General features: G+C 59.1%; 24 protein-coding genes. 8 read left to right on the forward strand and 16 right to left on the reverse strand.

The window, feature by feature from the left end:
• Positions 1–57: 57 nt before the first annotated feature.
• Positions 58–924 carry a D-hexose-6-phosphate mutarotase gene (locus AB5Y84_RS13730; protein ID WP_335817628.1) on the forward strand — a complete coding sequence of 289 codons (867 nt, stop codon included), beginning with the start codon at positions 58–60 and terminating at the stop codon, positions 922–924.
• Between the two features lie 70 nt (positions 925–994).
• Here the strand turns inward: AB5Y84_RS13730 and nadA are convergent, their stop codons facing one another.
• The gene (gene nadA, locus AB5Y84_RS13735) at positions 995–2,068 is read right to left on the reverse strand and encodes a quinolinate synthase NadA (RefSeq protein ID WP_167574208.1); all 1,074 of its coding nucleotides are present in this window, start codon (positions 2,066–2,068) and stop codon (positions 995–997) included.
• Positions 2,069–2,208: 140 nt separating this feature from the next.
• Between nadA and AB5Y84_RS13740 the strand changes: the two genes are divergently transcribed.
• Complete coding sequence (locus tag AB5Y84_RS13740) at positions 2,209–4,314, forward strand: methyl-accepting chemotaxis protein (RefSeq protein ID WP_368177173.1); 2,106 nt, start codon at positions 2,209–2,211, stop codon at positions 4,312–4,314.
• Positions 4,315–4,383: 69 nt separating this feature from the next.
• Here AB5Y84_RS13740 and AB5Y84_RS13745 read toward each other — a convergent pair whose 3' ends face one another.
• Together AB5Y84_RS13745 and AB5Y84_RS13750 are read right to left on the reverse strand one after the other, a co-directional pair.
• Positions 4,384–4,839, reverse strand: a complete 456-nt coding sequence (locus AB5Y84_RS13745; protein ID WP_005354718.1) for an NfeD family protein — start codon at positions 4,837–4,839, stop codon at positions 4,384–4,386.
• Positions 4,836–5,759 (reverse strand): SPFH domain-containing protein, encoded by a 924-nt coding sequence (locus AB5Y84_RS13750; protein ID WP_201978555.1) that lies wholly within the window; start codon positions 5,757–5,759, stop codon positions 4,836–4,838. The genes AB5Y84_RS13745 and AB5Y84_RS13750 overlap by 4 nt, the downstream gene beginning before the upstream one ends.
• A gap of 197 nt (positions 5,760–5,956) precedes the next feature.
• On the opposite strand from AB5Y84_RS13750, the gene cysG reads away from it, so the two are divergent.
• The 5 genes from cysG to cysC all read left to right on the forward strand — a co-directional run bounded on the left by cysG (position 5,957) and on the right by cysC (position 12,296).
• On the forward strand, positions 5,957–7,393 hold the full coding sequence (cysG, locus tag AB5Y84_RS13755; protein WP_368177174.1) for a siroheme synthase CysG: 1,437 nt from the start codon (positions 5,957–5,959) through the stop codon (positions 7,391–7,393).
• 72 nt (positions 7,394–7,465) lie between these two features.
• A complete protein-coding gene (gene cysD, locus AB5Y84_RS13760) occupies positions 7,466–8,398 on the forward strand; it encodes a sulfate adenylyltransferase subunit CysD (RefSeq protein ID WP_332306478.1) in 933 nt (310 codons plus the stop codon).
• A gap of 12 nt (positions 8,399–8,410) precedes the next feature.
• The gene (cysN, locus tag AB5Y84_RS13765; RefSeq protein WP_368177175.1) at positions 8,411–9,838 is read left to right on the forward strand and encodes a sulfate adenylyltransferase subunit CysN; all 1,428 of its coding nucleotides are present in this window, start codon (positions 8,411–8,413) and stop codon (positions 9,836–9,838) included.
• 4 nt (positions 9,839–9,842) lie between these two features.
• Positions 9,843–11,567 (forward strand): SLC13 family permease, encoded by a 1,725-nt coding sequence (locus tag AB5Y84_RS13770; RefSeq protein ID WP_005362933.1) that lies wholly within the window; start codon positions 9,843–9,845, stop codon positions 11,565–11,567.
• 138 nt (positions 11,568–11,705) lie between these two features.
• Positions 11,706–12,296: an adenylyl-sulfate kinase gene (gene cysC / locus AB5Y84_RS13775; protein ID WP_368177176.1), complete on the forward strand. Its 591-nt coding sequence runs from the start codon at positions 11,706–11,708 to the stop codon at positions 12,294–12,296.
• Between the two features lie 340 nt (positions 12,297–12,636).
• Here cysC and AB5Y84_RS13780 read toward each other — a convergent pair whose 3' ends face one another.
• The 10 genes from AB5Y84_RS13780 to AB5Y84_RS13825 form a co-directional block, all read right to left on the reverse strand.
• Positions 12,637–13,806, reverse strand: a complete 1,170-nt coding sequence (locus AB5Y84_RS13780; RefSeq protein WP_368177177.1) for a DUF4062 domain-containing protein — start codon at positions 13,804–13,806, stop codon at positions 12,637–12,639.
• A gap of 450 nt (positions 13,807–14,256) precedes the next feature.
• Positions 14,257–15,894: a PAS domain-containing methyl-accepting chemotaxis protein gene (locus AB5Y84_RS13785; protein WP_368177178.1), complete on the reverse strand. Its 1,638-nt coding sequence runs from the start codon at positions 15,892–15,894 to the stop codon at positions 14,257–14,259.
• 276 nt (positions 15,895–16,170) lie between these two features.
• Positions 16,171–17,031: a TIGR03899 family protein gene (locus tag AB5Y84_RS13790; RefSeq protein ID WP_064341696.1), complete on the reverse strand. Its 861-nt coding sequence runs from the start codon at positions 17,029–17,031 to the stop codon at positions 16,171–16,173.
• Between the two features lie 104 nt (positions 17,032–17,135).
• Entirely contained in the window at positions 17,136–17,609 is a 474-nt protein-coding gene (locus AB5Y84_RS13795) for a DUF3299 domain-containing protein (RefSeq protein ID WP_026034852.1), read from the reverse strand.
• Positions 17,610–17,640: 31 nt separating this feature from the next.
• Complete coding sequence (locus AB5Y84_RS13800) at positions 17,641–18,888, reverse strand: ABC transporter permease (protein WP_043821722.1); 1,248 nt, start codon at positions 18,886–18,888, stop codon at positions 17,641–17,643.
• Complete coding sequence (locus AB5Y84_RS13805) at positions 18,882–19,571, reverse strand: ABC transporter ATP-binding protein (RefSeq protein WP_021229566.1); 690 nt, start codon at positions 19,569–19,571, stop codon at positions 18,882–18,884. Before AB5Y84_RS13805 ends, AB5Y84_RS13800 begins: the two co-directional genes overlap by 7 nt.
• Before the next feature lie 4 nt (positions 19,572–19,575).
• The gene (locus AB5Y84_RS13810) at positions 19,576–20,190 is read right to left on the reverse strand and encodes a DUF2796 domain-containing protein (protein WP_368177179.1); all 615 of its coding nucleotides are present in this window, start codon (positions 20,188–20,190) and stop codon (positions 19,576–19,578) included.
• Between the two features lie 32 nt (positions 20,191–20,222).
• Entirely contained in the window at positions 20,223–20,522 is a 300-nt protein-coding gene (locus AB5Y84_RS13815) for a DUF2607 family protein (RefSeq protein WP_199427620.1), read from the reverse strand.
• Between the two features lie 44 nt (positions 20,523–20,566).
• Positions 20,567–21,109, reverse strand: coding sequence for a YtfJ family protein (locus AB5Y84_RS13820; protein ID WP_266135247.1), 543 nt, complete (start codon positions 21,107–21,109; stop codon positions 20,567–20,569).
• A gap of 220 nt (positions 21,110–21,329) precedes the next feature.
• A complete protein-coding gene (locus AB5Y84_RS13825; protein ID WP_005335678.1) occupies positions 21,330–22,220 on the reverse strand; it encodes a hypothetical protein in 891 nt (296 codons plus the stop codon).
• A gap of 139 nt (positions 22,221–22,359) precedes the next feature.
• Here AB5Y84_RS13825 and AB5Y84_RS13830 point away from each other — a divergent pair, with 139 nt between their 5' ends.
• Positions 22,360–22,707 (forward strand): hypothetical protein, encoded by a 348-nt coding sequence (locus AB5Y84_RS13830; RefSeq protein ID WP_150389616.1) that lies wholly within the window; start codon positions 22,360–22,362, stop codon positions 22,705–22,707.
• A gap of 28 nt (positions 22,708–22,735) precedes the next feature.
• Here the strand turns inward: AB5Y84_RS13830 and ppa are convergent, their stop codons facing one another.
• The 3 genes from ppa to AB5Y84_RS13845 form a co-directional block, all read right to left on the reverse strand.
• Positions 22,736–23,266 (reverse strand): inorganic diphosphatase, encoded by a 531-nt coding sequence (gene ppa / locus AB5Y84_RS13835; RefSeq protein ID WP_005335667.1) that lies wholly within the window; start codon positions 23,264–23,266, stop codon positions 22,736–22,738.
• Between the two features lie 215 nt (positions 23,267–23,481).
• Complete coding sequence (locus tag AB5Y84_RS13840) at positions 23,482–25,062, reverse strand: DUF3369 domain-containing protein (protein ID WP_368177180.1); 1,581 nt, start codon at positions 25,060–25,062, stop codon at positions 23,482–23,484.
• Between the two features lie 109 nt (positions 25,063–25,171).
• Positions 25,172–26,053 carry a LysR family transcriptional regulator gene (locus AB5Y84_RS13845; RefSeq protein ID WP_005354677.1) on the reverse strand — a complete coding sequence of 294 codons (882 nt, stop codon included), beginning with the start codon at positions 26,051–26,053 and terminating at the stop codon, positions 25,172–25,174.
• Between the last annotated feature and the right edge of the window lie 70 nt (positions 26,054–26,123).

The following is a 26,123-nucleotide window of genomic DNA, read 5'->3' on the forward strand; positions in this document are numbered from 1 at the left end:
AAGGCGGCCATTGGCCGCCTTTTTGTTTTTCGGTTTCCCCTGATGACAGGAGTCCACATGCAATCCATTCGTCCCCTGACAGCCAATTGCAAGCTTGCCAACAATGCCGCCGGTCTGCCGGTTCTCACCATCAACAACGACTATGCCAAGGCAGAAATCAGCCTGTTTGGCGCCCATGTGCTGAGCTATCAGCGTCATGGCGAGCCAGCCTCCATCTGGTTGAGTGACAAGGCGGTGCTGGATGGCAGCAAGCCTATTCGCGGTGGTATCCCGATCTGCTGGCCCTGGTTTGGCCCGGCGCCCGCCCGCGTCGGTAGCGGCAAGCCCTCCCACGGTTTTGCCCGTACCACCCTCTGGATGCTGGACGGGGTCTCCGATCACGCCGATGGCACGCTTGTTCATCTCTCCCTGCGCGACAGCGATGCGACCCGTGCCCTGTGGGATCACTCCTTCGAGCTGGAACTGGACGTGCTGGTGGGCAAAGAGCTTTCGCTGGTGCTGACCACTCGCAACACCGGTAGCCAGCCGCTGACTTATAGCGGTGCGCTGCATACCTATTTGCAGATCAGTGCACCAGAGGCGGTAAGCATCACCGGCCTGGGCGAGCCCTATGCCGACAAGCTGACCGGACAGGATGCCAAGCAGCAGGGGGCATTGACCCTGAGCGGGCCGCTGGATCGGGTCTACTGGCAGCCAGAGGCGCTGGTGAGCGTGCAGGATGGTGAGCGCGAGACCCGGGTTGTCAGCGGCAACCACGACAGCGTGGTGGTCTGGACCCCCTGGCTGGAAGGGGCCACCGCCATGGCCGACATGAGCGACGATGGCTATCGCACCATGCTCTGCGTCGAAGCGGCCATCGCTGGCGAGGCGGGTGTGACCGTTGCGCCGGATGAAGAGCACAGTCTCTCCACCGTAATCATCTGAGTTGGATGAGGCTCAGATAAATAAAGAGGGCTCCCGCGGGAGCCCTCTTTGCATCTCGTGACGGCGGCAATCAGGCGTTGCCCTGGGTCTTGAGCTTGAGTTCGGCGGCGAAATTGAGCATCCGGTCTAGGGGGATCAAGGCTTTGACCCGCAGCGCTTCGTCGACATGGATCTCGTGGCGCTCGGCACCGTCGGTGAGGGCCTCCTTGATCGCCACCAGACCGTTCATCGCCATCCAGGGGCAATGGGCGCAGCTGCGGCAGGTAGCGCCATCGCCACCGGTCGGTGCTTCCACCATCTCTTTCTCCGGACAAGCCTGCTGCATCTTGTAGAAGATGCCCCGATCGGTCGCCACGATCAGCTTCTGCTGGGGCAGCTCCTTGGCTGCCTTGATCAGCTGACTGGTGGATCCCACCGCATCGGCCAGCTCGATCACCGAGGCGGGGGATTCCGGATGAACCAGCACGGCGGCGTCCGGATTCTGCTCTTTCAGCTCGCGCAGGGCACGGGCCTTGAACTCGTCATGGACGATGCAGTGGCCCTGCCAGCGCAGCATCTGCGCCCCGGTCTTCTTCTCGATATAGGCGCCCAGATGGCGATCCGGGCCCCAGATGATCTTGTGACCCAGACTGTCGAGGTGTTCGACGATCTCGAGTGCGATGCTGGAGGTCACCACCCAGTCAGCCCGCGCTTTGACGGCGGCCGAGGTATTGGCATAGACCACTACGGTATGGTCGGGATTGGCATCGCAGAAGGCGGAGAACTGTTCGATGGGACAGCCCAGATCGAGGGAGCATTCGGCCTCCAGAGTCGGCATCAGCACCCGCTTGTGGGGGCTCAGGATCTTGGAGGTTTCCCCCATAAAGCGCACCCCGGCGACGATCAGGGTTTGCGCCTCGTGATCGCGGCCAAAGCGGGCCATCTCCAGCGAGTCACCGACGAAACCGCCGGTGGCTTCGGCCAGCGCCTGGATCTCGGGATCCGTGTAGTAGTGGGCAACCAGTACCGCTTTGCGCTCCTTGAGCAGCGCCTTGATTTCTGTGGTCAAGGTCATTCTCTGCTCGGCACTCAGGGGAAGAGGTTTGGCCGGAAAGGGGTAGTCCATCGCGACTACCGGCGGGACACTGCTCAGTGCATTGCTCATTGCGACTGTTCCATCAACGCTCGGGAAGGCAAAAATTATAACCAGAAGCCTGCCACAAACCCATCAACAAATCGGGTGAAGCGCAAGTGGGCGAATATACTCAAGTAATTCGTTGTTATTCTGCCATAAGGAGTTGTCGCATGAAGCAACGTTCCCTCAAGTTCAAGTTGTTGTGCCTTACCATGGGGCTGTTTCTGCTGACCGGGCTGGCCATGACCCTGTTGCAATCGGCCTCTTTCAGCTCCCTTCGCAACATGGTGATGACCCAGACCAGCGATGCATTGGAAGAGGAGGTCTCCCGCAGCCTGCAGTATCAGGCAGAACGCTATGCCATCCAGATTGCCTCGCTGATGCAGAACTCCTATCAGATCCCCCTGACCGTGACCGCCCAGATTGAAGCCGGTATGGCCAAACCGGAACTGCGCTTGTCGCGACCCCAAGTGGAGTCTCTGCTCGGCAGCAGCCTGCAGCAGGCGAGCGGGATCAGCTCCATTTATGCCCAGTTTGAACCGGATGGCTATGATGGCGAGGATGGCAACTGGCTGGGCGGGGCCAGCCACTCGGTGGCAGGCAAGGGGAGTCTGGAGGTCTATTTCACCAAGGATCAGGGAGGGGCCGTCGCTCAGCAAGCGGTGGACGCCGCTGCCAGCGAGGCCAAGTTTGATACCTCCCTCAACGAGTTCGGTATTCGCAACAGCGAGTGGTATCTCTGTGGTCGCGATACCCGCCAGCCCTGCCTGATGGAGCCCTACCTCTACGAAATCAGCCCGGGCAACAAGATGCTGATGACCAGTCTGACGGTGCCCGTGCTGCGTGACGGCAAGTTTGTCGGGCTGGCTGGGGTGGATATGAACCTGCCCATCTTCCAGCAACTGGCTGAAAACCTTGGCAAGAGCCTCTATGACAACAAGGCGGATGTGACTCTGGTCAGCAAGATGGGGCTGATTGTGGGCAGCAACCGCTATGCCGACAAGCTGGGCCGTCCACTCAAGGAGGTGGGCCTGACCCTGCCTGACGGTCAGCCGGTCAGCAGCGACAGTGACTTTATTCTTCATCAGCCCATCCGGGTTGAGGCAGCCAATACCCAGTGGTGGTTGATGATCAAGGTGCCCAAGGCGCTGGCGCTCGGCAAGGCGCATGCCATAAGCAATGAACTGGGCACCCTGCTGGTGGATGGCCAGCGGCAGCAGATCATCGCCATGGGCGGGATTACCCTGTTGGTGCTGGGGCTGCTGGTCTGGTTTATTCAGACCATCACAGCGCCGCTTTCTCTTATCAGCCGCCATGTGGGCCATCTCTCCAGCAACGAGGGGGACCTGACCCAGCAGATGGAGATCGACACCCATCAGGAGCTGATCGATCTGGGTTCCCAGCTCAATGCCTTTCTCGGCAAGCTGCGGGGCATGGTGCAAATGAGCAAGGGGATTGGCCAGCAGGTCTACCAGCAGGCGCGGGAGATGAAACATACCGCAGACACCATGCGCAACAGTCTGGACGAGCAGAATCTGGAGCTGGAGAGCGTGGTGAGCGCCATGCATCAGATGAGCACCACGGCAGTCAGCGTGGCGGGTTATGCCGAGCAGGCGGCGCAGGAGTCGGAAGCGGCGACCCACCACATCAATACCGCCCAGCAGACCCTCAGCAATGCCCGCAACGAGATCCATACTCTGGTCGGAGATATGCATGAGGCGGATAAAGCGGTGGCGCTGGTGGCCCAGCGCAGCACCAATATCAGCCGGATCCTCGATGTGATCCGCGCCATTGCCGAGCAGACCAACCTGCTGGCCCTCAACGCCGCCATCGAAGCTGCACGGGCAGGGGACATGGGGCGTGGCTTTGCAGTGGTGGCGGACGAGGTGCGGGCGCTGGCCAACAAAACTCGTGAATCGACCGACGAGATTGGCCAGCTGATTGGCAGTTTGCAGACCGAGGTGAGCAGCAGCCAGCGTCTGATGAATACCGGCATCGAGCGTTCCACCACCACGGTACAGGGTACCGAGCAGGCGTTTGAGGCACTCAATCGGGTGGTGGCCCAGATCCAGCAGATCCACGACCACATCAGTCAGGTGGCTACCGCCGCCGAGCAGCAGAGCGCGGTGAGCGATACCATCAACCAGAACCTGATGCGGATCGGCGATACCGCCAATGTGATCGGGCAGGAGGCCAGCTCCAGCCATCAACTGAGCGAAGCGCTGGAGCAAGCGGCCACGGCGCTGGCCAGTCAGCTCGATCGGCTGCGTACCTGAGTGGCCGCCAGAGAGACAAAAGCCCGCGAGCGATCGCGGGCTTTTTTATGACTCGATGGCAGAGTTGTGTCAGTTGCGGGGTTCAACCAGCAGGATGTGGGAGTCGGCCCCCACCACCCTGACCTTGCTGCCTGCAGGCAGCGACTCGTCGCAGCGCACCGTCCAGACCGTGTCGTCCAGATGTACCCGGCTGGTGCCTTGGGCGACATCATCCAGCAGGGTCAGCTCGCGACCCATATAGCTCTGCATCCGCTCGTTGATGGTGCTGGCAGCATCCTGACCCGAGTTGTCACGCTGGTGCTGCCAGCGCCACCAGGCCCAAGTGGTGAGCAGGGATTGCACCGCAAATAGCAGCAACTGCGCCTGCCAGCCAAAGGGCCAGATCAGCAGCAGTAGCCCCACTTCCAGCGCGGCGATGCCGGTCCAGAGCAAAAAGCCCACCGAGCCGAGCACCTCGATGGCCAGCAGAATGAAGCCGAGTCCCAGCCAGTGCCAGTGGGTCAGCCCCTCTAACAGGGCTGTCATGACTTGCTGCCCTTGCCATCTTTGTTGAACAGCTCGGCCATACCAGCCACCGAGCCAATCAGGCTGCCTGCTTCCAGCGGCATCATGATGATCTTGCTGTTGGGGCCTTCACCGATGCGGGCGAGTGCCTCGGTATATTTCTGAGCCACGAAGTAGTTGATGGCCTGCAGGTCTCCTTCCGCAATTGCCTGGGAGACCATATGAGTCGCCTTGGCTTCTGCCTCGGCAGCCCGCTCCCGCGCTTCGGCTGCGAGGAAGGCGGCCTGACGCTCACCTTCGGCTTTGAGGATCTGGGACTGCTTTTCGCCTTCCGCTTTCAGGATTTTGGACTGGCGCACCCCTTCGGCTTCCAGTACCTCGGCCCGTTTCTGGCGCTCAGCCTTCATCTGGGCGTTCATCGCCTCGACCAGTGCCAGCGGCGGGCGCACATCTTTAATCTCGATGCGGGTCACCTTGATGCCCCAGGGGGCGGTGGCGGCATCCATGGTGCGCAGCAGCTTCTCGTTGATGGTGTCGCGCTGGGAGAGCATCTCGTCCAGCTCCATGGCGCCGAGCACGGTCCGCATATTGGTCATGGTGAGATTGCGAATGGCGCTGGTCAGATCGTTGACCTCGTAACCCGCTTTGCGGGCATCCACCACCTGCACAAAGCTGATGGCGTCGATGGTGACGTTGGCGTTGTCGCGGGAGATCACCTCTTGTGCCGGGATATCCAGCACCTGCTCCATCATGATGATCTTGTGGCCGACCCGATCCACGTAGGGGATCAACAGGTTGAGGCCCGGGGTCAGGGTGCGGGTGTAGCGGCCGAAGCGCTCCACCGTCCAGTTGAAGCCCTGGGGCACTATCTTGATGCCCGCGCTCAGGGTGGCGAGCACCAGGAACACGAAAATCCCTAGCACAATCAATGATTCATTCATCATTTAGCTCCTTATGAAACACAGTCCCTAGCCTATGGTCTGGCGTCAGGTACCACAAGTGACTTTGTACGCCTTTGTCATGAATGGGCTTTGCTAATTACCAAAACGCATTAAAAAGCATTTTTTATTATTTTGAGGGATAAGCTGCCCTGCCTATAGTCGCCCCATATTAGTCGTGTTCCGAGGGATGGGCCGAAATGGATTATTTACCTATGTTTGCCAAGTTGGAAGGCCGCCCGGTACTGCTGGTGGGCGGGGGCGAGGTTGCCCTGCGCAAGGCGCGCCTGCTGCTGGCGGCCGGTGCCCGGCTGACCCTGGTCTCCCCGGAGCTTGAACCGGAATTTGCGGAATTCACCGGTCGTTTCACCCATCTGGCCGAGCGCTTCACCCTGGCCCATCTGGCAGGTCATATTTTGGTGGTGGCGGCGACCGACAACCTCGAAGTCAATGCGCTGGTTTATCAGAGTGCCAACCAGCTGGGTCTGTTCGTCAACGTGGTGGATGACCCCAAGCGCTCCAGCTTTATCTTCCCCTCGATCATCGATCGCTCGCCGCTGATGGTGGCGGTCTCCAGCGGCGGCAAGGCGCCGGTGCTGGTGCGCCTGTTGCGCGAGCGGTTGGAGAGCCTGCTGCCGCGCCATCTTGGCGGGCTGACCGAGCTCTCCGGCCGGGTCCGTGACAAGGCCAAGCGGGTGCTCTCCTCGATTTCCGATCGCCGCCGCTTCTGGGAGCGCGCCTTTGCCTCCAACACCCTCGCCAGCCTGATTGAAAAAGAGGATTGGCAAGGTGCCGAGCAGTGGCTGAGTGATGGCCTCGATCAGGCGAAAAGCGAAGTGGGCGAGGTGGTATTGGTCGGCGCGGGCCCCGGTGATCCGGGCCTCATGACCCTCAAGGCGCTGCAACAGATTCAACAGGCTGAAGTGGTGCTCTACGACCAGCTGGTCTCCGCCGAGATCCTCGATCTGGTGCGCCGCGACGCCACTCTGGTGTCGGTCGGCAAGAAGGCGGGAGCCCACAGCGTGCCGCAGGAGGAGACCAATCGCCTGCTGGTGGAATACGCCAAAGCGGGCAATCGGGTGGTGCGGCTGAAAGGGGGCGATCCCTTTATGTTTGGCCGGGGTGGCGAGGAGCTGGAAGTGCTGGCCGATGAAGGTATCCCCTTCTCGGTGGTACCCGGCATCACGGCCGCCGCCGGTGCCACCGCCTATGCAGGCATTCCGCTGACTCACCGTGATTACGCCCAGAGTGCCGTCTTTATTACCGGCCACTGCCAGAAAGAGGGCAAGGAGCCCGACTGGCAGCAGCTCGCCGCCACCAGTCAGACCCTGGTCATCTACATGGGGCTGATGCGCTCCGAGCATATCCAGCAGCAGCTGGTGGATCACGGCCGAAGCCAAGCCACCCCCATCGCCATCATCGAGCGCGGCACCACATCCCGCCAGCGGGTGCTGACCGGCACCTTGGCTGATCTGGCCGAGCTGGCCAAACAGGCGGTGAGTCCGTCGCTCATCGTCATCGGCGAAGTGGTTGCCCTACGCGATCGGCTGGCCTGGTTTGGGGAACAGGGCGGCGATCAGCCGCGCGCTAACCCGGATCTCGATGGCTGCGACCTCAAGCTGGTGCAGCTGGCCTGACCCGGAAAGAGATATTTGATGCGGCTGCCAGCGCGGCCGCGCACTGAACCACCCAGCGCCCCGAGCAGGCGCATAAGCAATGACCCGAGGACCAACATGGACCGTGAAAGATTGACGCACTTGCAGCAGCTGGAAGCCGAGAGCATCCATATCATCCGCGAGGTGGCTGCCGAATTTGAAAACCCGGTGATGATGTACTCCATCGGCAAGGACTCCTCCGTCATGCTGCACCTGGCCCGCAAGGCCTTCTATCCGGGCAAGATCCCGTTCCCCTTGCTCCACGTCGACACCGACTGGAAGTTCAAGGAGATGATCAAATTCCGCGACGAGACCGCCAAAAAGTACGGGCTGGATCTGATCGTCCACAAGAACCCGGATGGCCTCGCCATGGGCATCAACCCCTTCGTGCACGGCAGCGGCAAGCACACCGACATCATGAAGACCGAGGGGCTCAAGCAGGCGCTCAACAAATATGGCTTCGATGCCGCCTTCGGCGGTGCCCGCCGAGACGAGGAGAAGTCCCGCGCCAAGGAGCGGGTCTACTCCTTCCGTGACAAGTCCCACCGCTGGGATCCGAAGAACCAGCGCCCCGAGCTGTGGCGGGTCTACAACAGCCAGGTCAACAAGGGGGAGAGCATCCGGGTGTTCCCGCTCTCCAACTGGACCGAGCTGGATATCTGGCAATACATCTATCTCGAGAACATCGACATAGTACCGCTCTACTTCGCCGCTTACCGTCCGGTGGTGGAGCGCAACGGCATCAAGATCATGGTGGATGACGAGCGCATGCCGCTCACCGCCGAGGATGAGGTGAAGCAGGAGCTGGTGCGTTTCCGCACCCTCGGCTGCTACCCGCTGACCGGGGCCATCGAATCCGATGCCACCACCTTGCCGGAAATTATTGAAGAGATGCTGCTCACCACCTCGAGCGAGCGGCAAGGGCGGCTGATTGACCACGATCAGGCCGGCTCCATGGAGCAGAAGAAGCGTCAGGGATATTTCTAAGGAGTCGTCAGCATGAACAGCCATATTCAGACCGCCATCACCGAACAGGGCATCGAAGCCTATCTGCACGCCCAGCAGCACAAGAGTCTGCTGCGTTTTCTCACCTGCGGCAGCGTGGATGACGGCAAGAGCACCCTTATCGGTCGCCTGCTGCACGACTCCCAGCAGATCTATGAAGATCAGCTCAAAGCGCTGGAGTCCGACAGCCAGAAACTCGGCACCACCGGCGAGAAGCTGGACCTGGCACTGCTGGTAGACGGCCTGCAAGCGGAGCGCGAGCAGGGCATCACCATCGACGTGGCCTACCGCTATTTCTCCACCGCCAAGCGCAAATTTATCATCTCGGATACCCCGGGCCATGAGCAGTACACCCGCAACATGGCCACCGGCGCCTCCACCTGTGATCTGGCCATCATTCTGATCGATGCCCGCAAAGGCGTGCTGGATCAGACCCGCCGCCACAGCTTTATTGCGAGCTTGCTCGGCATCAAGCAGTTCGTGGTGGCGGTCAACAAGATGGATCTGGTGGAGTTCAGTCAGGAGGTGTTCGAGCGCATCAGTGCCGATTACCGCGAGTTCGCCAAGAAGCTCAGCGTCGACACCATCCATATCGTGCCGGTCTCGGCGCTGGACGGTGACAACGTGGTCAACCAGAGCGACAAGCTGGCTTGGTACGAAGGCGAAACCCTGCTCTCCCTGCTGGAGTCTGCCGAGGTTGAGCGCGAGCTGGAGCGCCACCCGGTGCGCCTGCCGGTGCAGTATGTGAACCGCCCCAACCTCGATTTTCGCGGCTTCGCGGGGACGCTCGCCTCCGGCATTCTGCGGGTGGGCGACCGACTTGCTGTGTTGCCGTCCGGCAAGGAGAGCACTGTGACCCGCATCGTCACCTTCGACGGGGATCTGGAGTACGCCCTGCCGGGTCAGGCCATCACAATCACCTTCGCCGACGAGATCGACATCAGCCGCGGCGACCTGCTGGTGGATGCGGCCAAGCGGCCGCAAGTGACACAGAATGTGCTGGCCCATATCGTCTGGATGGGGGAGGAGTCCCTGCAACCGGGCCGGGTCTACGACGTCAAGCTGGCCACCAAGAAGAGTCGCGGTCAGGTGGAGGGCATTCGCCATCGCATCGAGATCAACAAGCTGGACGAGTTGGACGCGAGTGAACTCAAGCTCAACGAGATCGGCCTGTGCGAGCTGAGCCTGACCGACCCGGTGGCGTTCGACCCGTATCAGGAGATCCGCGATACCGGCAGCTTTATCCTGATCGACCGGCTGACCAACGTCACCGTCGGCGCCGGCATGATAGTGGAAGGCTTGGCCGCGAAAGTGGTAAAAGGGCACTACAGCGAGTTCGAAATCGAGCTCAATGCGCTGGTGCGCAAGCACTTCCCGCACTGGCAAGCCCTTGCCATCGGTAACGACACAAGCAAGGAGTAAGCCCATGACCTGGCAACAATTCCTGGTGCTGGGTCTGCTGGCTGCTCTCGTGGCCCTGCTGATCCAGGGCAAACTCCGCCCGGCGCTGCTCTTCTCGGGCGCCGTGCTCATCACCTACCTGAGCGGGCTGGCGGATATCAATGCTGTGGTGGCGGGCTACACCAACAGTGCCCTGCTGACGTTGGTGCTGTTGCTGCTGGTGTCGCTGGCGGTGGAGAAGACCCGCATCATGAGCTGGTTCGCCAATCTGGTGGGCACGGGTTCATTCAACAAGGTGCTGGTGAAGGTGTGGTTCTCCACCGCCTTCCTGTCGGCCTTCGTCAACAACACCGCCGTGGTGGCCTCCATGCTGGGAGCAGTCAAACGCAACCCCAACCATGCGCCGTCGCGGCTGCTGCTGCCCATGTGCTTCGCGGCCACCTTTGGCGGGGTGCTGACCCTGATCGGCACCTCCACCAACCTGATCGTCAACAGCTTCCTCATCAAGATGGGGGCGCCGCCGCTCGGCATGTTCGACTTCTTTATGGTGGGAGCGGGCACCCTGCTGACCGGTCTGGTGGCCGTGCTGCTGTTTGCCCGTCACCTGCCGGAGCAGGATACCGAGATGAGCCGCGAATCCGGCTACTTTCTCGAAGCCAAGGTAGGCGCCGGTTCGCCGCTGGCGGGGCGCAGCGTCAAGGAGAACGGCCTGCGCAGCCTGAAAAGCCTCTATCTGGCGGAAATCATTCGCGGCGATCAGGTGATCTGCCCGGTGCAGCCGGAACACGAGCTGCACGAAGGGGACGTGCTGCTGTTTTGCGGCGATGTGGAGAGCGTCGGCGTATTGCAGGAGATGAAGGGGCTGGATCTCTACGGCCAGCACCGCCTCAACGGCCAGCATCTGGTGGAGGTGATCGTCAGCCACAGCTCGCGGCTGGTGGGTCAGACCATCAAGGATGCCGAATTCCGTACCCACTTCGATGCGGTGGTACTGGCGGTGCGCCGCGGCGAAACCCAGCTCACCGGTGGCCTCGGCCAGATTGAACTGCACGCCGGTGATACCCTGCTGCTGGCTCCTGGCCCCCAGTTTGCCCGCAACAAGTCGCTGGGGCGGGAGTTTGTGGTGGTGAGCGGGCTGGAAGCCTCCACCCGTCTCGATGGCAAGCGCAGCGCCGCCGTGGTGCTGGGGTTTCTCGGGGTGCTGGCGCTCTCGGTGTTTGATCTGGTGCCGCTGTTCAAGGGCTTGCTGCTGATGCTGGTGGCGCTGCTGCTCACCCGCATTCTGACCCTGGACGAGATCCGCCGCCGCTTCCCGCTGGATATCTGGCTGGTGGTGGGCGGGGCGCTCGCCATCGCCGATCAGCTGGAAAAAAGCGGACTGGCCAAGCTTATCGCCGACTGGCTGATGGGGGAGTTCAACGGTGCCAGCCCCATCATCGCCTTTATCGGTATTTATGTGTTTACGCTGGTGCTGACCGAGCTGATGAGCAACAACGCAGCCGCCGCGCTGGCCTTCCCCATGGGTTACCAGCTGGCGCTTAGCATGGATGTCTCGACCATGCCGTTTATTCTGGCGGTGCTGTTCGGGGCGAGCTCCAGCTTTATCCTGCCCTACGGCTACCAGACCAACCTGATGGTCTATGCCGCGGGCAACTACAAGATGCCGGACTACCTCAAGCTGGCGCTGCCGGTCTCGCTGGCCTATAGCCTCGGGGTGATCGTGATGGTGCCCCTGCTGTTTCCGTTTTAAGGCGTGAGCGCCAATCAAGGAGTGTTGGGTGAGCAATGCTATGGCATCAGCACGTTGTCGGCTGAAAGTTCGAGGCGGCTCCCCGTGGTGCCGGACAGTTTAAGTTTTGAGGCGCGAGCGCCAATCAAGGAGTGTGGGATGAGCAATATCGTGTGGCACAAGCATGCCGTGGACAAGCAGAGCCGGGCCGAGCTTAAAGGGCAAAAACCGTTGGTGATCTGGTTTACCGGGCTCTCGGGGGCAGGCAAATCCACCCTGGCGGGGGCGCTGGAGCAGGCGCTGGCGGCACAAGGCAAGCACACCTATCTGCTGGATGGGGACAATGTGCGCCACGGCCTCTGTGGCGATCTCGGTTTCGATGATGCAGCCCGTCAGGAGAATATCCGCCGGGTCGGCGAGGTGGCAAAACTGATGGTGGATGCGGGCCTTATCGTGCTCACCGCCTTTATCTCGCCGTTCCGTGCCGAGCGGGCGCTGGTGCGCAGCCTCTTGGGCGAAGGTGAATTTGTCGAGGTATTTGTCGATGCGCCGCTCGCCGTCTGTGAAGAGCGCGATCCCAAAGGACTTTACAAGAAGGCTAGGGCAGGGGAAATTCGCAATTTTACCGGTATCGACTCCGCCTATGAGGCACCAGAGCAGCCGGAAATCCATCTGCTTAATGCCGGTAAACCGGTAGATACGCTGGTGGAGGAGTTGCTGACCGCCCTGCGGCAGGGGAACTACCTGTAGTTGGATCGGAAGAACCTATAACAAGCGCCCGGCAGCCGGCCAGTTAGCTACCACAGGCGCTGCTAGGCTGGAAGCAACCACTATAAGAAAAATCTGGGTCATTATCGTAAAACCCATAAATACAGCTTCTTATAGTGGCACCGGCAAGTCTTGAGCCACTCCGAGGCGGTCGATAGCAACCCCGCAAGGGGATCTTCCGATCCTTGCTTATATCGCGGCGGGGTTATTCGCGATTGTCAGAATACGCAGCGCTATTCGAACCTACGGGCTTAAAAAATAAACGAAGCGCATAGGGGGTTTAATTCGCTGCGAATCACACATGAAGTTTTGTCAGAGAGCATTAGAAATAAAAATCACTAAGTTTTTTTAGTTCTCGGTTAAAGCCATTAATATCTGGTGACTCCAACGAAAATGTAAAGTCCAATTTTATTTGCTCACCATTTCGCGCGATGCTATTCAAGGCTTCAGGAATTTCAAAATAGACACGGTTAATAAAAAGGTCGATTTTTGAAAGAGGGTCATCTGCGAAGCCTGACAAAATCCTTAGTATTGGCTCAAATTTTTCATTGACCTCTAATGTGGTAAATGAAAGCTTCCAGTTGATAATTTGTTCATAAACTTCTAGCAATCTCTGGCAGACATGCTGTATTTTGCGATAATCACCTTCTTTTCCTAGTTCGCCCAGCGACTTGATTGCAGCATCATTGATCAAGGTCGTTGTGATTCTGATCAGTTTAAGCATTTCGTGATTGTGTGCTGTAATCCAGTTAAATACTTCTTGCGGCTCTTCAATTTCAACAACATTGTTAAAAGAAATTCCATATTCTAGGTCGAATTTTTTATGCTCCAAGCGGTCTAGATATTCTTTACATAGAAAAGCAAAAAGTAAGTATTCCCAGCCATCTGGTTTTTCAATGACTAACCTTGCTGCTTTAGGTGGAAAGAGGTTTGAAGGCAGATTGACTTCATTAACCTTCATTTTTTTCCTTGCCTCTAAAGCCTCCATAAAAAGATAAGGTATTTGTTGGAGCAAAGCTGATTTTATGTCTGAGGCTGAGTCGAATTTGTATACCCAGTTTGACTTAAAATGTGAAACGGTTTCAACAAACTCGAACACTTTTTTATTTTCTACGTGGCTTGAAAAGTCAGCATCTGGGTTATTTCTCCAAATAGGAAGGATATTCATGACGCCAGTATTTATAAATACGTAAACAGGTATTCCTTTTCTTTTTGCTTCTAAATACTCTAGGTTTGTTATTGACTTTCCATTGTCAGTTTGAAATCCGTAGCGACCACCAATTATCAGTACAAAGATGTCTGCTTTCTCTCGAACATTTCGGAGACAATTAGAAATAGTATCTGTGTCAGGAGAAACTGGGAATGAGTTATATTCTGACAATACAGGTTCGAGACCAAATGTTTGGATTAAATCCTTGATGTCAGATCGAACTTGGCCTAAGTCGAAACACGTTGAGCTGACAAAAACTGCTGGTTTATATCCAACTGGCATATTTTATCCTCACATTTTTTATACATGCGTTATAGCGTTTAGTTTAAGGAATGCTTTATCCTGTTTCATCTCATATGTTGGACTTTGCACGCTCTGCACCAACCAGCAAAAACCACGCTACCGCCCCTGAATGTCAGCCTCCAGTCTGCTACTTGTTACCTGCGTTTTGGCACTGGTTTGGCTCATGGCTGACTCCTGCGAGAGGCCGCCAAGCGGCTATGTTACCGAACGGGGCTGGGGTGAAAAGCGCAAGCGGGCCGTTTCCTGCGCAAGATCAACAAATTAGTCATTAATGGGTTTAAATGTGGTCGCTCAACCGCTTGGGCCCATCAGCGCAGGGGAAAATCGGACGGTGAAGCGGGAGTCTCTCCCTCTTTTTGGCGAACACTAAAAAACCCTATGGGCCTGCGGGCCCATAGGGTTTTGCTGCGCTGATTGTTTGGGTTGTGGTTATCTGGCTTGGCGTACCGGCACGGCGCGGGTGGCGGCCACTTCGTAGCGGCTTTGGCTTGCCGGAGCCCCCTTCTGGAACTGGCGTACCAGCCGGTCGAGATCGCTCAACTGGTTGACCAGCTGGGTGATGCCGTGCACGGCGTGCTGGCTGCCGACGCTGGAGTCATCGGCCAGGGTCTTGATGCTGAGCACGTTGCGGTTGATCTCGGCGGTAACGTGGGACTGCTCCTGCACCGCCTGGGCAATCTGGCTGCTGCCGGAGGCGACCTGCTGCAGCATATTGTTGATTTGCTGGAGTATGTTGCCGGTCGCGGTGGCCTTCTGCTGGCAACTGTCGGCAAGTTGGCAGCCCTTCTCCATCGCTTGCTCAGCCTCGCCAGAGCTGTTTTGCAGCTCGGTGATCATCTTCTGGATCTCGCTGGTCGAGGATTGGGTCTTGATGGCGAGGGTGCGGATCTCATCGGCCACTACCGAGAAGCCGCGACCCGCTTCGCCAGCCCGGGCCGCTTCGATGGCGGCATTGAGGGCCAGCAGGTTGGTCTGGTTGGCGATGTTGTTGATCACATCGAGGATGCCGTCGATATCGCGGCAGTGGCCGACCAGCGCACTGATCACGCTCTTGGAGGTGATAAGTTCGCTGTTCATGCCCGCCACGGCAGCCACGGTTTCGGCCACGCTACTGTTGCCGCTCTTGAACAGCACGGCCGTTTCATCCAGCAGGCTGGAGGAGTCAGTCGAGCTTTGTGACACCTCGCGAATGGACTCCGACATTTCGGTCACGGCGGTCGCTACCTGATTGGTTTCGGCCTGCTGCTGTTGCAGGTTGTCGGTGATGGATTCGGCGTTGCGCAGATCCCCCTCGGCGGCTTGCAGGATCTTGCTGCAAGTCTGTTGGGTGCGGGCCAGCACGGCGTTGAACTCGGCCTGATTCATCACCATCGAGAGTTCGATGGCGGCGATGTTGTCCACCTTGTTGGTATAGAGCAGCTGCATCAGCGGGTTGTCAAAGCGGCTGCGGGCCATCTTGTTGAGCTTGCCGAGGCGACGGGAGAGGGCATTCAGGGTGATGGCCGCTATCGCCAGCGGCAGGGCGGCCAGCGCCAGTTGCCAGTTCATATCGTGACTGTAGCCCAGCGCAAACATGGCGAGCAGGCTCAGCAGCAGACAGAGGTTGATGGCCAGGGTATGGGAGAAGGTGGGCAACTTGAGCGCCAGCGGCAGCTTGTTGTTGCGCAGCTCGGCATAGACCTTCTCGGCCCGCTGCTTGATCTCCTCGCTCGGGGCGGTGCGTACCGACTGATACTCCACCACCCGGCCACTGGCATCCTTGATGGGGGTGACAAAGGCGCTGACCCAGTAGTGATCGCCATTCTTGCAGCGATTTTTCACCGGCCCCATCCAGCTCTTGCCATCCCTGATGTGACCCCACAGATCGGCAAAGGCCTGTTTCGGCATGTCAGGATGGCGCACCAGATTGTGGTGTTCCCCCTTCAGCTCGTCGAGCGAGAAGCCTGCAATATCGCAGAACTCATCGTTGGCGTAGGTGATGCGGCTCTCCAGATCCGTGGTGGAGATGAGGCTCTGGTGGTCTGGATAGAGACGCTCTCTTTGGGTAACCGGTTGATTGATTCTCATGGCCTTGCTCCCGAGCTGTGGTGGTTAAATTTTGATCTGCATCAAGACGTGTGCAAAGGGCGGGCCAGCTGGCAAAAGCTAATGATTGATGTGTTATTAGTGTCGTTTTGGCAGGAAAAGACCGTTGCTGTTTGCAATATGCAACGGAGCAGGCGGGGTGTGCCTCTGCGGCATCTGCAATTTGCAACCTATTCTGGACAAGCCCATGAGCTTGGAGCCAGCAGCTTGATGCGAAGGAGCCATGAACCGACGGGGCATCCGCTGCCCCGCCAGAGATCAGGGGAGAGGGTCGGGAGCGGGTGAGGAGGGGGGGCTGACGAGCTGCATCACTTCAATCTGGATACCCTGCACCAGCACGGTTTTCAGATCCTGCAGGTACTCCTCCAGCGGCGACTCTTGCAGCAGCTGGGCGAGCTCGTTGCCCACCGGGGTGAGGCGGTAGTAGAGCAGGGTGATGTTGTTCTGCTTGCACTGCAGCCGCCAGCGCTGGTTGCCAAACTCCAGCTCGACCCCATCGGCGGGCAGCGGGCCGGACTCCAGCTCCGCGCGATGCAGCAGCCCCAGCTCAAACAGTTGCAGCAGGGCGTTGTAGGGCAGTCGGTATTTGCCAAGGCCAAGGCGCGTTGCCTTGGCGCGACTCAGCAAACTGGCCCCCTTGTGCAGCCCCAGCAGCAGTCGCTGCTCGTCGCTGCCGGTGTAGTGGCAGGTCAGTGAACAGATGCGCTGGAACAGCTGGGCCTCGCGCTGGGTCATCTCTTTGAGGGTGGCGAGCGCCCGGATGGAGAAGCGGCCCGGCGTGGCGACTTCCAGCGCGAAGATCCGCCCCCACAGCTGCTGCATCGGTACCATGCTGATATCTTCCGCCAGTTGCAGGAAGCGGGTCAGCCAGTCGCTGTCCATCTCGCCGCCGGCAGCGGTCTCTTCGCAGTGACGGGAGGCCATCACCATGATGGCTTCCAGATTGCGCTGGCGGGCGGCCTGATCCGCCAGATGGCGAAAGGTGGCGCGCTGTTCGAAGGTGCTGTCGGTGTTGCGGGTGAGCATGCCGTCGATACCGCGACTGCGGGCCAGACGCAGGGTCTGCTCCTGGCTGCTCAGGATCGAACTCTCTTTCTTCGGGGGGGGGAGGTCTGCCATGCTGACTCCATTCGCACAGGTTCTGGAGCTGAATGTTACTCCAACCGGGATGCCAAGATAACAAAGCGGCCTCCGTGGAGGCCGCTTTTTTTGCAACGGGAGGATTACTCCTCGTAGACGCTCACCTCGACCGCTTCCATCGAATAGGAGGCGGTGGCCATCTCGTGGCTGGAGCTGACCGTGCGCATCTTGCCCTTCACCCAGATGGCGTCCCACAGATCATCCACCGGCGCACCCTTGGGGTAGCTCACATAGATCACCTGATTGGTGGGGGGCGGAGGCACATGGATGCAGGCGCCGAAGTAGGGTACCAGCAGGAAGGCGGTGATCTTCTTGGCATCCCCTTCCAGCGGCACTACGAAGCCCGGAATGCGCACATCCTGGTTGTCCAGCTTCTTGTTTACCCCGCCCACCGGTTGCGGAACCGACATGGGATCTTCGTGATTGACCTGGGGCGGTGGCAGCAGTTTTTCCCCTTCCGGGATAAGCACATCCCAGTCGATGGTCTTGTAGTCGGCGGCCAGGGCGGGCAGCACCAGCAGGCTGGCGAGCAGCGCCACAATTTTCCACTTCATCATCTGTCCTTCTGTTTCTATTTTGGGCGTCTCGCTAGACGCGAATGCTCATGCCATCGCTCAGGCTGTAGCGGTAAGCGCGGGCGGCAGGGAGCAGGCCGATCACCATGCCTGCCAGCCACACTACCCCCAGCAATTGCCACTCGTAGGTGCTCGGCAGCCCCAGACTCAGTTGCAGGCCATAGTGGCTGAGCAGCCAGGGCGAGGCAAGCCCCTGCCCCAGATAGAGCACGGCGACCCCGAGAGCGATACCGACCGTGGTCAGCGCCATGGCCTCCAGCGCCAGCAGCAGGAACAGGTGGGCAGGGCCCGCGCCGAGGGATCGCAAAATAGCGAGCTCCCGGCGCCGCTCGTTAAGCCCTGCCAGCAGGGTAGTCAGCATGCCGATAAGGCCCGCGACTACCACGAAACCGGCGATGACCGAGAGGGCGGTTTCCGCCACGCTCATCAAGCTCCACAGCTCCTGCAGGGCGGCCCCCGGCAGGATCGCCATCAGCGGCTCCTTGGGATAGGTGTTGACGCTGCGCTGCAGCTGGAACGCCAGGATCCGGTTGCTCAGCCCCACCATAAAGGCGGTGATGGTTTTCGGGGTGAGATCCTGCGCCAGTGCCTGCTCCGGCGTCACGTTCTTGCTGTGGCGGCCGGTATCCCAACCAAGATGGATCGCCTCTATCCCCGCCAGCGGCACATGGATGGTGCGATCGATGGGCGTGCCGGTCGGCGCCAGAATACCCACCACCTTGAACGGCAGGTTGTCGTGCTGGCTGAACGAGGTGTTGCCAGCACCGTGGGCGATGACGATGGATTGGTCGAGGTGATAGCCGAGCTTCTCGGCCACCTGAGCGCCGAGCACAGCTTCAAACGGCGTGTCGAAAGGCCGTCCTTCGCGCAGTTGCAGCGACTGCTGCTGACCGTACTTCAGGTGAGTGAAGTAGTCACCATTGGTGCCGAGCACCCGAAATCCCTTGTGGGAGTCACCAAGGGAAAGCGGGATGGTCCAGGCGACGCCCGGTTTCTGTTTGATGGCCTGATAGGAGTCCCACCCCACGTTGTTGGTGGGGTTGCCGATGCGAAACACCGAGTAGAGCAGCAGGTTAACCTGACCGGAGCGGGCGCCGACGATGAGATCGGTTCCCGAGACGGTGTTGGAGAAGCTTTCGCGGGCCTGGGTGCGCACCCGCTCCACCCCGAGTAGCAGGGTGACGCTGATGGCGACGGCCAACAGGGTGAGCCCGGCGGTGAGTCGGCGGGCCCAGAGACTTTGCAGGGCGAGCTTTAGCATGATGCCCTCCGGTTGAGCTGTTGCAGGTTTTCTACCCGCGGGAACAGGGGTTCGAGATAAGGGTCGTGGCTGACGAAGATCAGGGTCGAGCCCTGCTTGTCGCACTCCTCGAACAACAGCTTGATAAAGGCCGCCCGGTTGTCGGTGTCGAGGGCCGAGGTGGGCTCGTCGGCAATCACCAGCGGTGGCGAGCCGATCAGCGCCCGTGCGGCTGCAACCCGCTGCTGCTGGCCGATGCTGAGTGCATGGACGGGGCGATGCAGTGCGTCATCCGGCAGTTGCAGCTCCGCCAGCAGACGGCGCGCCTCCTGCTCCGGACTCCCTTGCAGGCGGGCCCGTTTGGCAGGCGAGAAGGTGAGGGCCGCGGTCACGTTGTCCTGCACCGAGAGAAAGGGCAGCAGATTGAACTGCTGGAAGATATAACCCAGATTGGCCGCCCGGAAGTGGTCACGGGCACGGCCAGAGAGCCGGGCCAATGGTTGGCCCAGCACCTCCAGGGTGCCGTGGTTGGCGGTCTGGATCCCGGCCAGCAACCCGAGCAGGGTCGATTTGCCGGAGCCCGATGGGCCCTTGATAAAGACCCGCTCACCCTCGCGGATGGTGAGGGCGGGCAGATCGAGTACAGCGTCGCCACCTGGCCAGGAAAAGGCCAGATCGCGGATCTCAACCACGGCTTTTTTCATGGCGTTACCAGCTCAGCTTGTTGGCGGACGGGGTCAGCTCGCCCGCGGTCTGGCCGGTAGGCAGAATGCCCTGCACGCTCAGCTTCTCAAGGCTCGGATAGACGCTGAAGAGGGTCGCCTCAAGGCCGGTCAGTTTGGCTGGTGTAGCGCAGGTGTAGGTGTACATGGCGCCCATATCGGCGTGACCCGCTTCGTCATGATCATGGTGGTCTTCATGTTTGTCGCTGGCAGCCTTGTCATGGTCATGGTCATGGTCATGGTCATGGTCATGGTCATGGTCATGGTCGTGATCATGCTCTTCTTTGGCGGCTTGCAACTCCTGCTGGGTCAGTTTGCAGCCAGCGGCCGGGTCGAAGCGGAACAGGGCGTCAGGTTGCTGGAGGCGGGCGACCGCCTTGGCATACTGCGCCTTCTCTTCATCGCTCTTGGCTGCGTGCTCGAAGCCCACCAGATCGGCTGCGGGTGCCTGCAGCTCGATCATCAATTGGTCGCCATCGACCACCAGATTGAGGTGGCCGTGGCCATGCTCGTGGGCGCCGTGGCTGTGGCTCTCGTGTTCGTCGTGATTTGCGTGTGCGCTAAAGGTGGCTACCGCCAGCAACAGAGTAACTGCTTTCATCTTTAATCCTTTTTTCAAAACAAATAGTGAACTTAAACAAAGGGATAGATAAAAACAGAGGCGGGCGGCGCACGGATGGCATAGCTGTGAAGCGTGGCGGTATCTGCCGAGCGTTGCATGGTTGCAACTGCGGGCAGAACAGAGGTCGAACCGGGGAAACAATAGGGGGTGGCGGTGATGACCTGTTTGCCATCCAGATGGAGGGCGCAAACCAGGCAGTGATGGTCGTCATGGCCGGGCAGGGCGGATTCAAACTGGTGCCGGGCAAGGGCAGGCTGCAGCCATAACCAGCCCAGCAGCAAGATCCAGATTTTCAGCTTGATACGACCCATAGACCCTTATGGAAAGGGCGCCATCAGCGCCCTTTCTCTCTGACTTAGAGATGGGACTTGATGAGCCCCATCACGGTAGCAATGTTGTTGGCATCGAGCTGGCCATCTTTGGCAAACAGCACCTTGCCCTCTTTATCCAGCAGGATGATCGCCGAGCTTTCCGGCGTCAGATCCCAGGCGTTGCGCGCCATGCCCTTGGCATCCAGCACCATGGCGGACCAGGGGAACTCTTTCTTGCTGTCCTCGGCACTGCTCTTCACGAAGCCGGAGGTGCCCCAGATGGCGTCATTGCTGTTGATGACGGTAACGGTCTGGTACTTGTCTTGCGGCAACTTGGCGGCCTTGATCGCCTCGATCATCGGGGCGTTCAGCTCCTTGGCACTGGAGCGACCGGCAATATGCTGGATCAGGAACACCTTGCCGGTGAGCGAGGTGCTCTGCCACGGCTGGTAACCGATATCCTTGCCGTTCAGTACCAGCTCGCCCTTGTCACTGACATTGACCAGCGGCACCGGGTTGCCATCCTTGAAGTTGTGAGCAAAGGCCAGAGATGGCAGCAGCGCCAAAGTAAGTACGAGATGTTTCATCCTGATGACACTCCATTTGTTATGTTATAACGAGTTTCGGATTGAGGGAATGGGCGAGCTTCATCCTAAACTGATCGGATCTGTTTAAAAAGTGTTAAATAAAATCGCAATTCAGAAGCGTCGGCGCCCCGCCAGTCAGGTGGTTGGCTGGCAAGGGCGGCTAGGATGGCATGACATCGATAAAAATCAATGAATTGGCTGCTGGTCTGAGCTGTCTGCGTCAGTAGAGCGATTCGCTGATGAGGGGGATCTTGGCCATGGTCATCTGCTGGGCCAGCAGGGACGAGCCGGTCAGCAGTACATGGCGCTGATTGTTGATCACCACCACATCACCGGGTACGCCACTGTCTGCCGTAATGGCCAACCAGGCAGGGGAGACGCTGCCGATGCTGATATCCGGATAGATGATGCTGAGCACATATTGCGGCGCCAGCTCCGCCAGCAGACTGGCCATCAGCAGCGCCTTCTCGTCGCTGTCGGCCTTGTTATCTTGCAGTGCCTGCAGCGGCGGCGCGAAGTGATCCAGCTGCTCCGGCTGAGTGGGGATGGCGTTTAGCCACTCCTGCAGCAGGCTGACGCTGGTGGCGAGATCCTTGGCCGCAAACTGCTGCGCCAGCGGCTTGAGATGCCCCTTGAAGTGGTAGAAGAGCTGGGAGTAATCGGGTCGCACGCAAGGCAGTTTGCGATTGGCCGGATGGACGCAGGGGATCACCCTCATCTGGTAGAAGGCATCCTCCTGATACTGCTGGTAGGCTTGCCAAAACAGCAGCGACTCCATGCTGTCGTCCCGCAGGGTGAAGGCCTGCTCCAGATTACGAAATTTGGTAGCGGTCTCGGGGCTGCTCTGATTGATCAGGTTGATGCTGTTGTAGAGCCGCGGGCTGATGTAGGCGTAAAGGGTCTCCAGCGGATTGGTGAGGGAAGCCTTTAGCAGGCTCATCTCGTGGCGACTGGCGGCCATCACCTGATCGTCGGTGGTCAGCTGGAAGTGCTTGCGCTGGCCATCGGTGGATTGCCACTGCCAGCTCATGTTGATCTCGCTGGCGTTGCTTGTAGCACCAAGAGTGGTGCAGAGAGTGAGGCTGAGCAAGAGCGCGGGGGTCAGCTTCATGGTGGTGCTTCCTGCCGTGGACGATAATTAACAACTAGGTGAGCCGGCACCACTTTGGTGATGTTTCGTTTTGTGATCTGGATAACAGATTGATGTGACTTTTAATTTAATTGTGAAATTAAGTCACTCTGGAGGGGTTATGAAGCCTTGGATCATAGTGTTGTTTGGGCTGCTCAGCCTGCCAGCCATGGCGGGTCAGGTGATCGTCAACAAGGGGATGTCCGTTGCGGATACCTTTGCTCTGCGTGACCAGCTGGTGCGCGAACACGAATGGCAGGAGTGGCTGCGCTACCAGCAGGCCATCAAGTGGCTGGAGGTGTTGCCGGTCAACTGCGAGCTGATGAGCCAGCCGGGCGGCGGCTATCGCTGTGGCGGTGATTACTATCGGCCTTACCAGAAAGATGGCCGTGAAATATACATTCAGGGCAATCCTGCCGGAGATGCAGCCGGTCAGCTGCCGCAAACACCGACAAAAAAGGCGCCATAAGGCGCCTTTTTTACAAGCCGAGTGATGCTTACTTGGCAGCGTAACGCTCGGCAGAGGTTTTGATCTCGGCTTCGGCAGCGGCCTTGTCGCCCCAGCCTTCCACCTTGACCCATTTGCCCGCTTCCAGCTCTTTGTAGCGCTCGAAGAAGTGCTGGATCTGGGCTTTCAGCAGTTCCGGCAGATCGTTCACATCCTGGATGTGGTCGTACTGCTTGGTCAGCTTGGAGTGCGGTACAGCAACGATCTTGGCATCTTCGCCAGATTCGTCGGTCATCTTCAGCACGCCAACCGGGCGGCAGCGAATGACGGAACCGGCCAGCAGCGGGTAGGGGGTCGGAACCAGTACGTCGACGGGGTCACCATCCAGAGAGAGAGTCGCGTTCACGTAGCCGTAGTTGCACGGATAGAACATCGGGGTAGACATGAAGCGATCGACGAAAATAGCACCGCTGTCCTTGTCGACTTCGTATTTGATCGGGTCGGCATTCTGCGGGATTTCGATGATGACATAGATATCGTCGGGCAGGCTCTTGCCGGCCGGTACCAGGTTCAGGCTCATGATAATTCCTTCGTTGTTAGTATCAGGTTTGCAGGCCGATATTATAGCGATGTGATGTTAAATGACCATATTTCAGCGGCTATCGCTAACAAAGAAGGGGGATGTTTCCTGTTTGCGGCGCGTTGATGTGTGCAGGATGCAACAAAACGGCTGTTTTGATGCCCTGCCGCTGACCTTGGTCACCGGCAGGGCATGTGAAGTGCGAGCAAAGGCGGTCAGAGCGAGTAGGGGAGTCTCGATTCGTTGACCAGTCGCGACAGGGCTGTCACTACATGAGGGTCAAACTGGGTGCCGGAGCGGGACTGGATATACTCCATGGTCTGCGCCAGCGTCCAGGGCTCCTTGTAGGGGCGCTTGCTGAGCAGGGCATCGAATACATCGACTACCGCCACAATCCGCGCCGACAGCGGGATCTGCTGGCCTGCCAGCTGCTGCGGGTAGCCTTTACCATCGAAGTGCTCATGGTGGCCCCGGGCGATCTCTGCCCCCAGCGAGAGGTAGCTGGTTCCCTCCACCATTTCGCCCGCCTTGTGCAGGATATTGGCGCCGATACCTGCGTGCTGCTCCATGATGGCCCGCTCTTCCGGGTCGAAACGGCCGGGCTTGTGCAGGATATGATCCGGGGTGCCCACCTTGCCCACATCGTGCAGGATGGAAGCCATGCCGATCATCTCGACAAACTCCGAGGTCAGCTGCTCGGGATAGGCCGCCATCTTCTTCAATTCGGCCACGATGGCATCCGAGAGCTTCTGTACCCGCAAGACATGCTCGCCGGTATCGGAGTCGCGAAACTCCGCCAGCGCCGCCAGTGCCACCACGGTGGCCTCTTGGGCGCGCAGCAACTGGTTGTAGAGATAGAGGTTGTCGTAGGCCGCCGAGATGCGCTGGCAGAAGACATCCAGCAGATCGCATTCGAGGGGATCGAGAGGCTGGGTCGGGGTAAAACTCAACACGAACTCGCGACCATTCTGGGCGGCGATATAGAGGGAGTCCTGCGGGTGTTCAAAGCGGTTGCTGCGCGCCGCCAGTGCCTTCAGAACCGAGTCATTGAGGGTGGGGAAGTCGGTGATCTTGCCATCATCCAGCAGAGTCTCGTAGTCGCCGGTGGCGGCGAGGATCTCCAGCCCCTGTTCGCCGGGACGGCGCTCGGCGCAGATAGCCCCTTCGGTGCCCACATCGAGAATGGCGCTGATCTGTTTCAGCACGCCGGAGGCAAACTCCTTGAGTGAATGAAGATGGTAGAGATCTCCCGCCCCTTCCAGAATTTTGCCGAGCCCCTGCCGGCTCTTGTCGATGGCACTGAGAGTTTCGTATGAACGAAGGGATGCGATGACGGTGGTGTACAGCTTTTGTACCGTCAGTTCGGTCTTGGTCTTGTAGTCATTGATGTCGTAATCGAGGATCACCCGCTGCTCGGGGGCCTGACCGGGCTGGCCGGTACGCAGCACGATCCGCACCAGCGAGTTGTGTATTTCGTTGCGGATCCTGTGCACCAGCCGCAGACCTGCATCTTCGGTCTCCATCACCACATCGAGCAGGATCAGCGCAATCCTGGGATTGGCCTCCAGCATGCGGCCAGCTTCGGCGCCGCTGTAGGCATTGAGCAGCTCCAGCGGGCGGGATTTGTAGTGAATGTTGGAGAGGGCCAGGCGGGTGGCATGATGGATATCCGGCTCATCATCCACGATCAGCACTTGCCATGGGTTGAGTGCCTTGGGGACCACGACCTCCTCATCATCGAGTTCGATGATGTCGTCGTCCAGCAAGATATCGTCCTTGTCTTGGGCACTGCTCATATCGGTTACGCCTCCGGCGCTCAATGAGTATGTGAACAGTATGCACGATCACATCCTCTCGGATCATCAGGATAAGTAGATATCGTGAGCTGGCTCCGCCTCTTTATCGCTACTCGAAAGGTTCCAGATACCCCTGGATCGACTTCTTCAACCAGGCCAACACCTTGCCGTGATAGGCGTTTTCCGCCAGATAGACCCCGTAATCCCGCCACTGCAGGCTGAACTTGTGTTTCAGGGTCAGCAGGGAGCCTTGTCGCAGCTGGCTCTGGATCAGTGGCGAGGGGAGTACCGCCCAGCCCAGTCCGTCCAGCACCGCATTGCGCATCAATTCGAAGCTGGAGAGGCCGATATGCTGGCCTCCCACAGGTAACAGGCTTTTTACCGAAAATTCATCTACATACGAGAGGGTTACCTGGGTGTGATCGGTCAGATCCTGCTGTTTGACCCGCTTTAGTCCGGCCAGCGGATGGCTGGGTGCCACCACCATCAGGGTGCGGATCGGGTTGAGCACGTCGATATTGAGGCCGCTGCGCTCCTGATCCTCGGTAATAAGGCCAAAGGCGGCATCGACGAACCCCTCTTCCACCAGCGCCGGTAGTTCGGGTGGGGAGGCGAGCACTAGCGAGATACTGGTACCGGGAAACTGATTGTGCAGGCTGGCCAGCATCTCGCGCCACACCGGCTCGGGAATGGCGTCATCGCGGGCAACCCGCAGCGCCACTTCGGCCCCAGAGGCGTAATGTTTGCACTTCTGCTGCAGGCTGTTGGCTGCCTGCAGCAGGCGAGTGCAATCATCAAGCACCAGCTCGCCGATCTCGGTCAGGCGACTCTGATTGGCGCCTCGTTCAAAAAGTTCGACGCCAAGCTCAACTTCCAGCGCCGCGATGGCGGTGCTGACGGCGCTGCGGCTTTTGCCGAGGCGACGGGCGGTGTTGGCAATAGAACCGCTATTGGCTGACTCTACAAAGAGTTCTATCTGATATAGCTTCATCTTTTACAGGCCATGACGGATTTTTTCACCATCACCTTAGCGTGCCGAACCAAGGCAAGGCAAACCTGTG

It is taken from the genome of Aeromonas sp. s11 (assembly GCF_040907945.1).
In the GTDB taxonomy this organism is placed as follows: Bacteria; Pseudomonadota; Gammaproteobacteria; order Enterobacterales; family Aeromonadaceae; genus Aeromonas; species Aeromonas veronii.

Coding starts and splice junctions, on each gene's coding strand:
- AB5Y84_RS13730 (WP_335817628.1), top strand. CDS start 58: ATGCAATCCATTCGTCCCCTGACAGCCAATTGCAAGCTTGCCAACAAT.
- nadA (WP_167574208.1), bottom strand. CDS start 2,068: ATGAGCAATGCACTGAGCAGTGTCCCGCCGGTAGTCGCGATGGACTAC.
- AB5Y84_RS13740 (WP_368177173.1), top strand. CDS start 2,209: ATGAAGCAACGTTCCCTCAAGTTCAAGTTGTTGTGCCTTACCATGGGG.
- AB5Y84_RS13745 (WP_005354718.1), bottom strand. CDS start 4,839: ATGACAGCCCTGTTAGAGGGGCTGACCCACTGGCACTGGCTGGGACTC.
- AB5Y84_RS13750 (WP_201978555.1), bottom strand. CDS start 5,759: ATGAATGAATCATTGATTGTGCTAGGGATTTTCGTGTTCCTGGTGCTC.
- cysG (WP_368177174.1), top strand. CDS start 5,957: ATGGATTATTTACCTATGTTTGCCAAGTTGGAAGGCCGCCCGGTACTG.
- cysN (WP_368177175.1), top strand. CDS start 8,411: ATGAACAGCCATATTCAGACCGCCATCACCGAACAGGGCATCGAAGCC.
- AB5Y84_RS13770 (WP_005362933.1), top strand. CDS start 9,843: ATGACCTGGCAACAATTCCTGGTGCTGGGTCTGCTGGCTGCTCTCGTG.
- cysC (WP_368177176.1), top strand. CDS start 11,706: ATGAGCAATATCGTGTGGCACAAGCATGCCGTGGACAAGCAGAGCCGG.
- AB5Y84_RS13780 (WP_368177177.1), bottom strand. CDS start 13,806: ATGCCAGTTGGATATAAACCAGCAGTTTTTGTCAGCTCAACGTGTTTC.
- AB5Y84_RS13785 (WP_368177178.1), bottom strand. CDS start 15,894: ATGAGAATCAATCAACCGGTTACCCAAAGAGAGCGTCTCTATCCAGAC.
- AB5Y84_RS13790 (WP_064341696.1), bottom strand. CDS start 17,031: ATGGCAGACCTCCCCCCCCCGAAGAAAGAGAGTTCGATCCTGAGCAGC.
- AB5Y84_RS13795 (WP_026034852.1), bottom strand. CDS start 17,609: ATGATGAAGTGGAAAATTGTGGCGCTGCTCGCCAGCCTGCTGGTGCTG.
- AB5Y84_RS13800 (WP_043821722.1), bottom strand. CDS start 18,888: ATGCTAAAGCTCGCCCTGCAAAGTCTCTGGGCCCGCCGACTCACCGCC.
- AB5Y84_RS13805 (WP_021229566.1), bottom strand. CDS start 19,571: ATGAAAAAAGCCGTGGTTGAGATCCGCGATCTGGCCTTTTCCTGGCCA.
- AB5Y84_RS13810 (WP_368177179.1), bottom strand. CDS start 20,190: ATGAAAGCAGTTACTCTGTTGCTGGCGGTAGCCACCTTTAGCGCACAC.
- AB5Y84_RS13815 (WP_199427620.1), bottom strand. CDS start 20,522: ATGGGTCGTATCAAGCTGAAAATCTGGATCTTGCTGCTGGGCTGGTTA.
- AB5Y84_RS13820 (WP_266135247.1), bottom strand. CDS start 21,109: ATGAAACATCTCGTACTTACTTTGGCGCTGCTGCCATCTCTGGCCTTT.
- AB5Y84_RS13825 (WP_005335678.1), bottom strand. CDS start 22,220: ATGAAGCTGACCCCCGCGCTCTTGCTCAGCCTCACTCTCTGCACCACT.
- AB5Y84_RS13830 (WP_150389616.1), top strand. CDS start 22,360: ATGAAGCCTTGGATCATAGTGTTGTTTGGGCTGCTCAGCCTGCCAGCC.
- ppa (WP_005335667.1), bottom strand. CDS start 23,266: ATGAGCCTGAACCTGGTACCGGCCGGCAAGAGCCTGCCCGACGATATC.
- AB5Y84_RS13840 (WP_368177180.1), bottom strand. CDS start 25,062: ATGAGCAGTGCCCAAGACAAGGACGATATCTTGCTGGACGACGACATC.
- AB5Y84_RS13845 (WP_005354677.1), bottom strand. CDS start 26,053: ATGAAGCTATATCAGATAGAACTCTTTGTAGAGTCAGCCAATAGCGGT.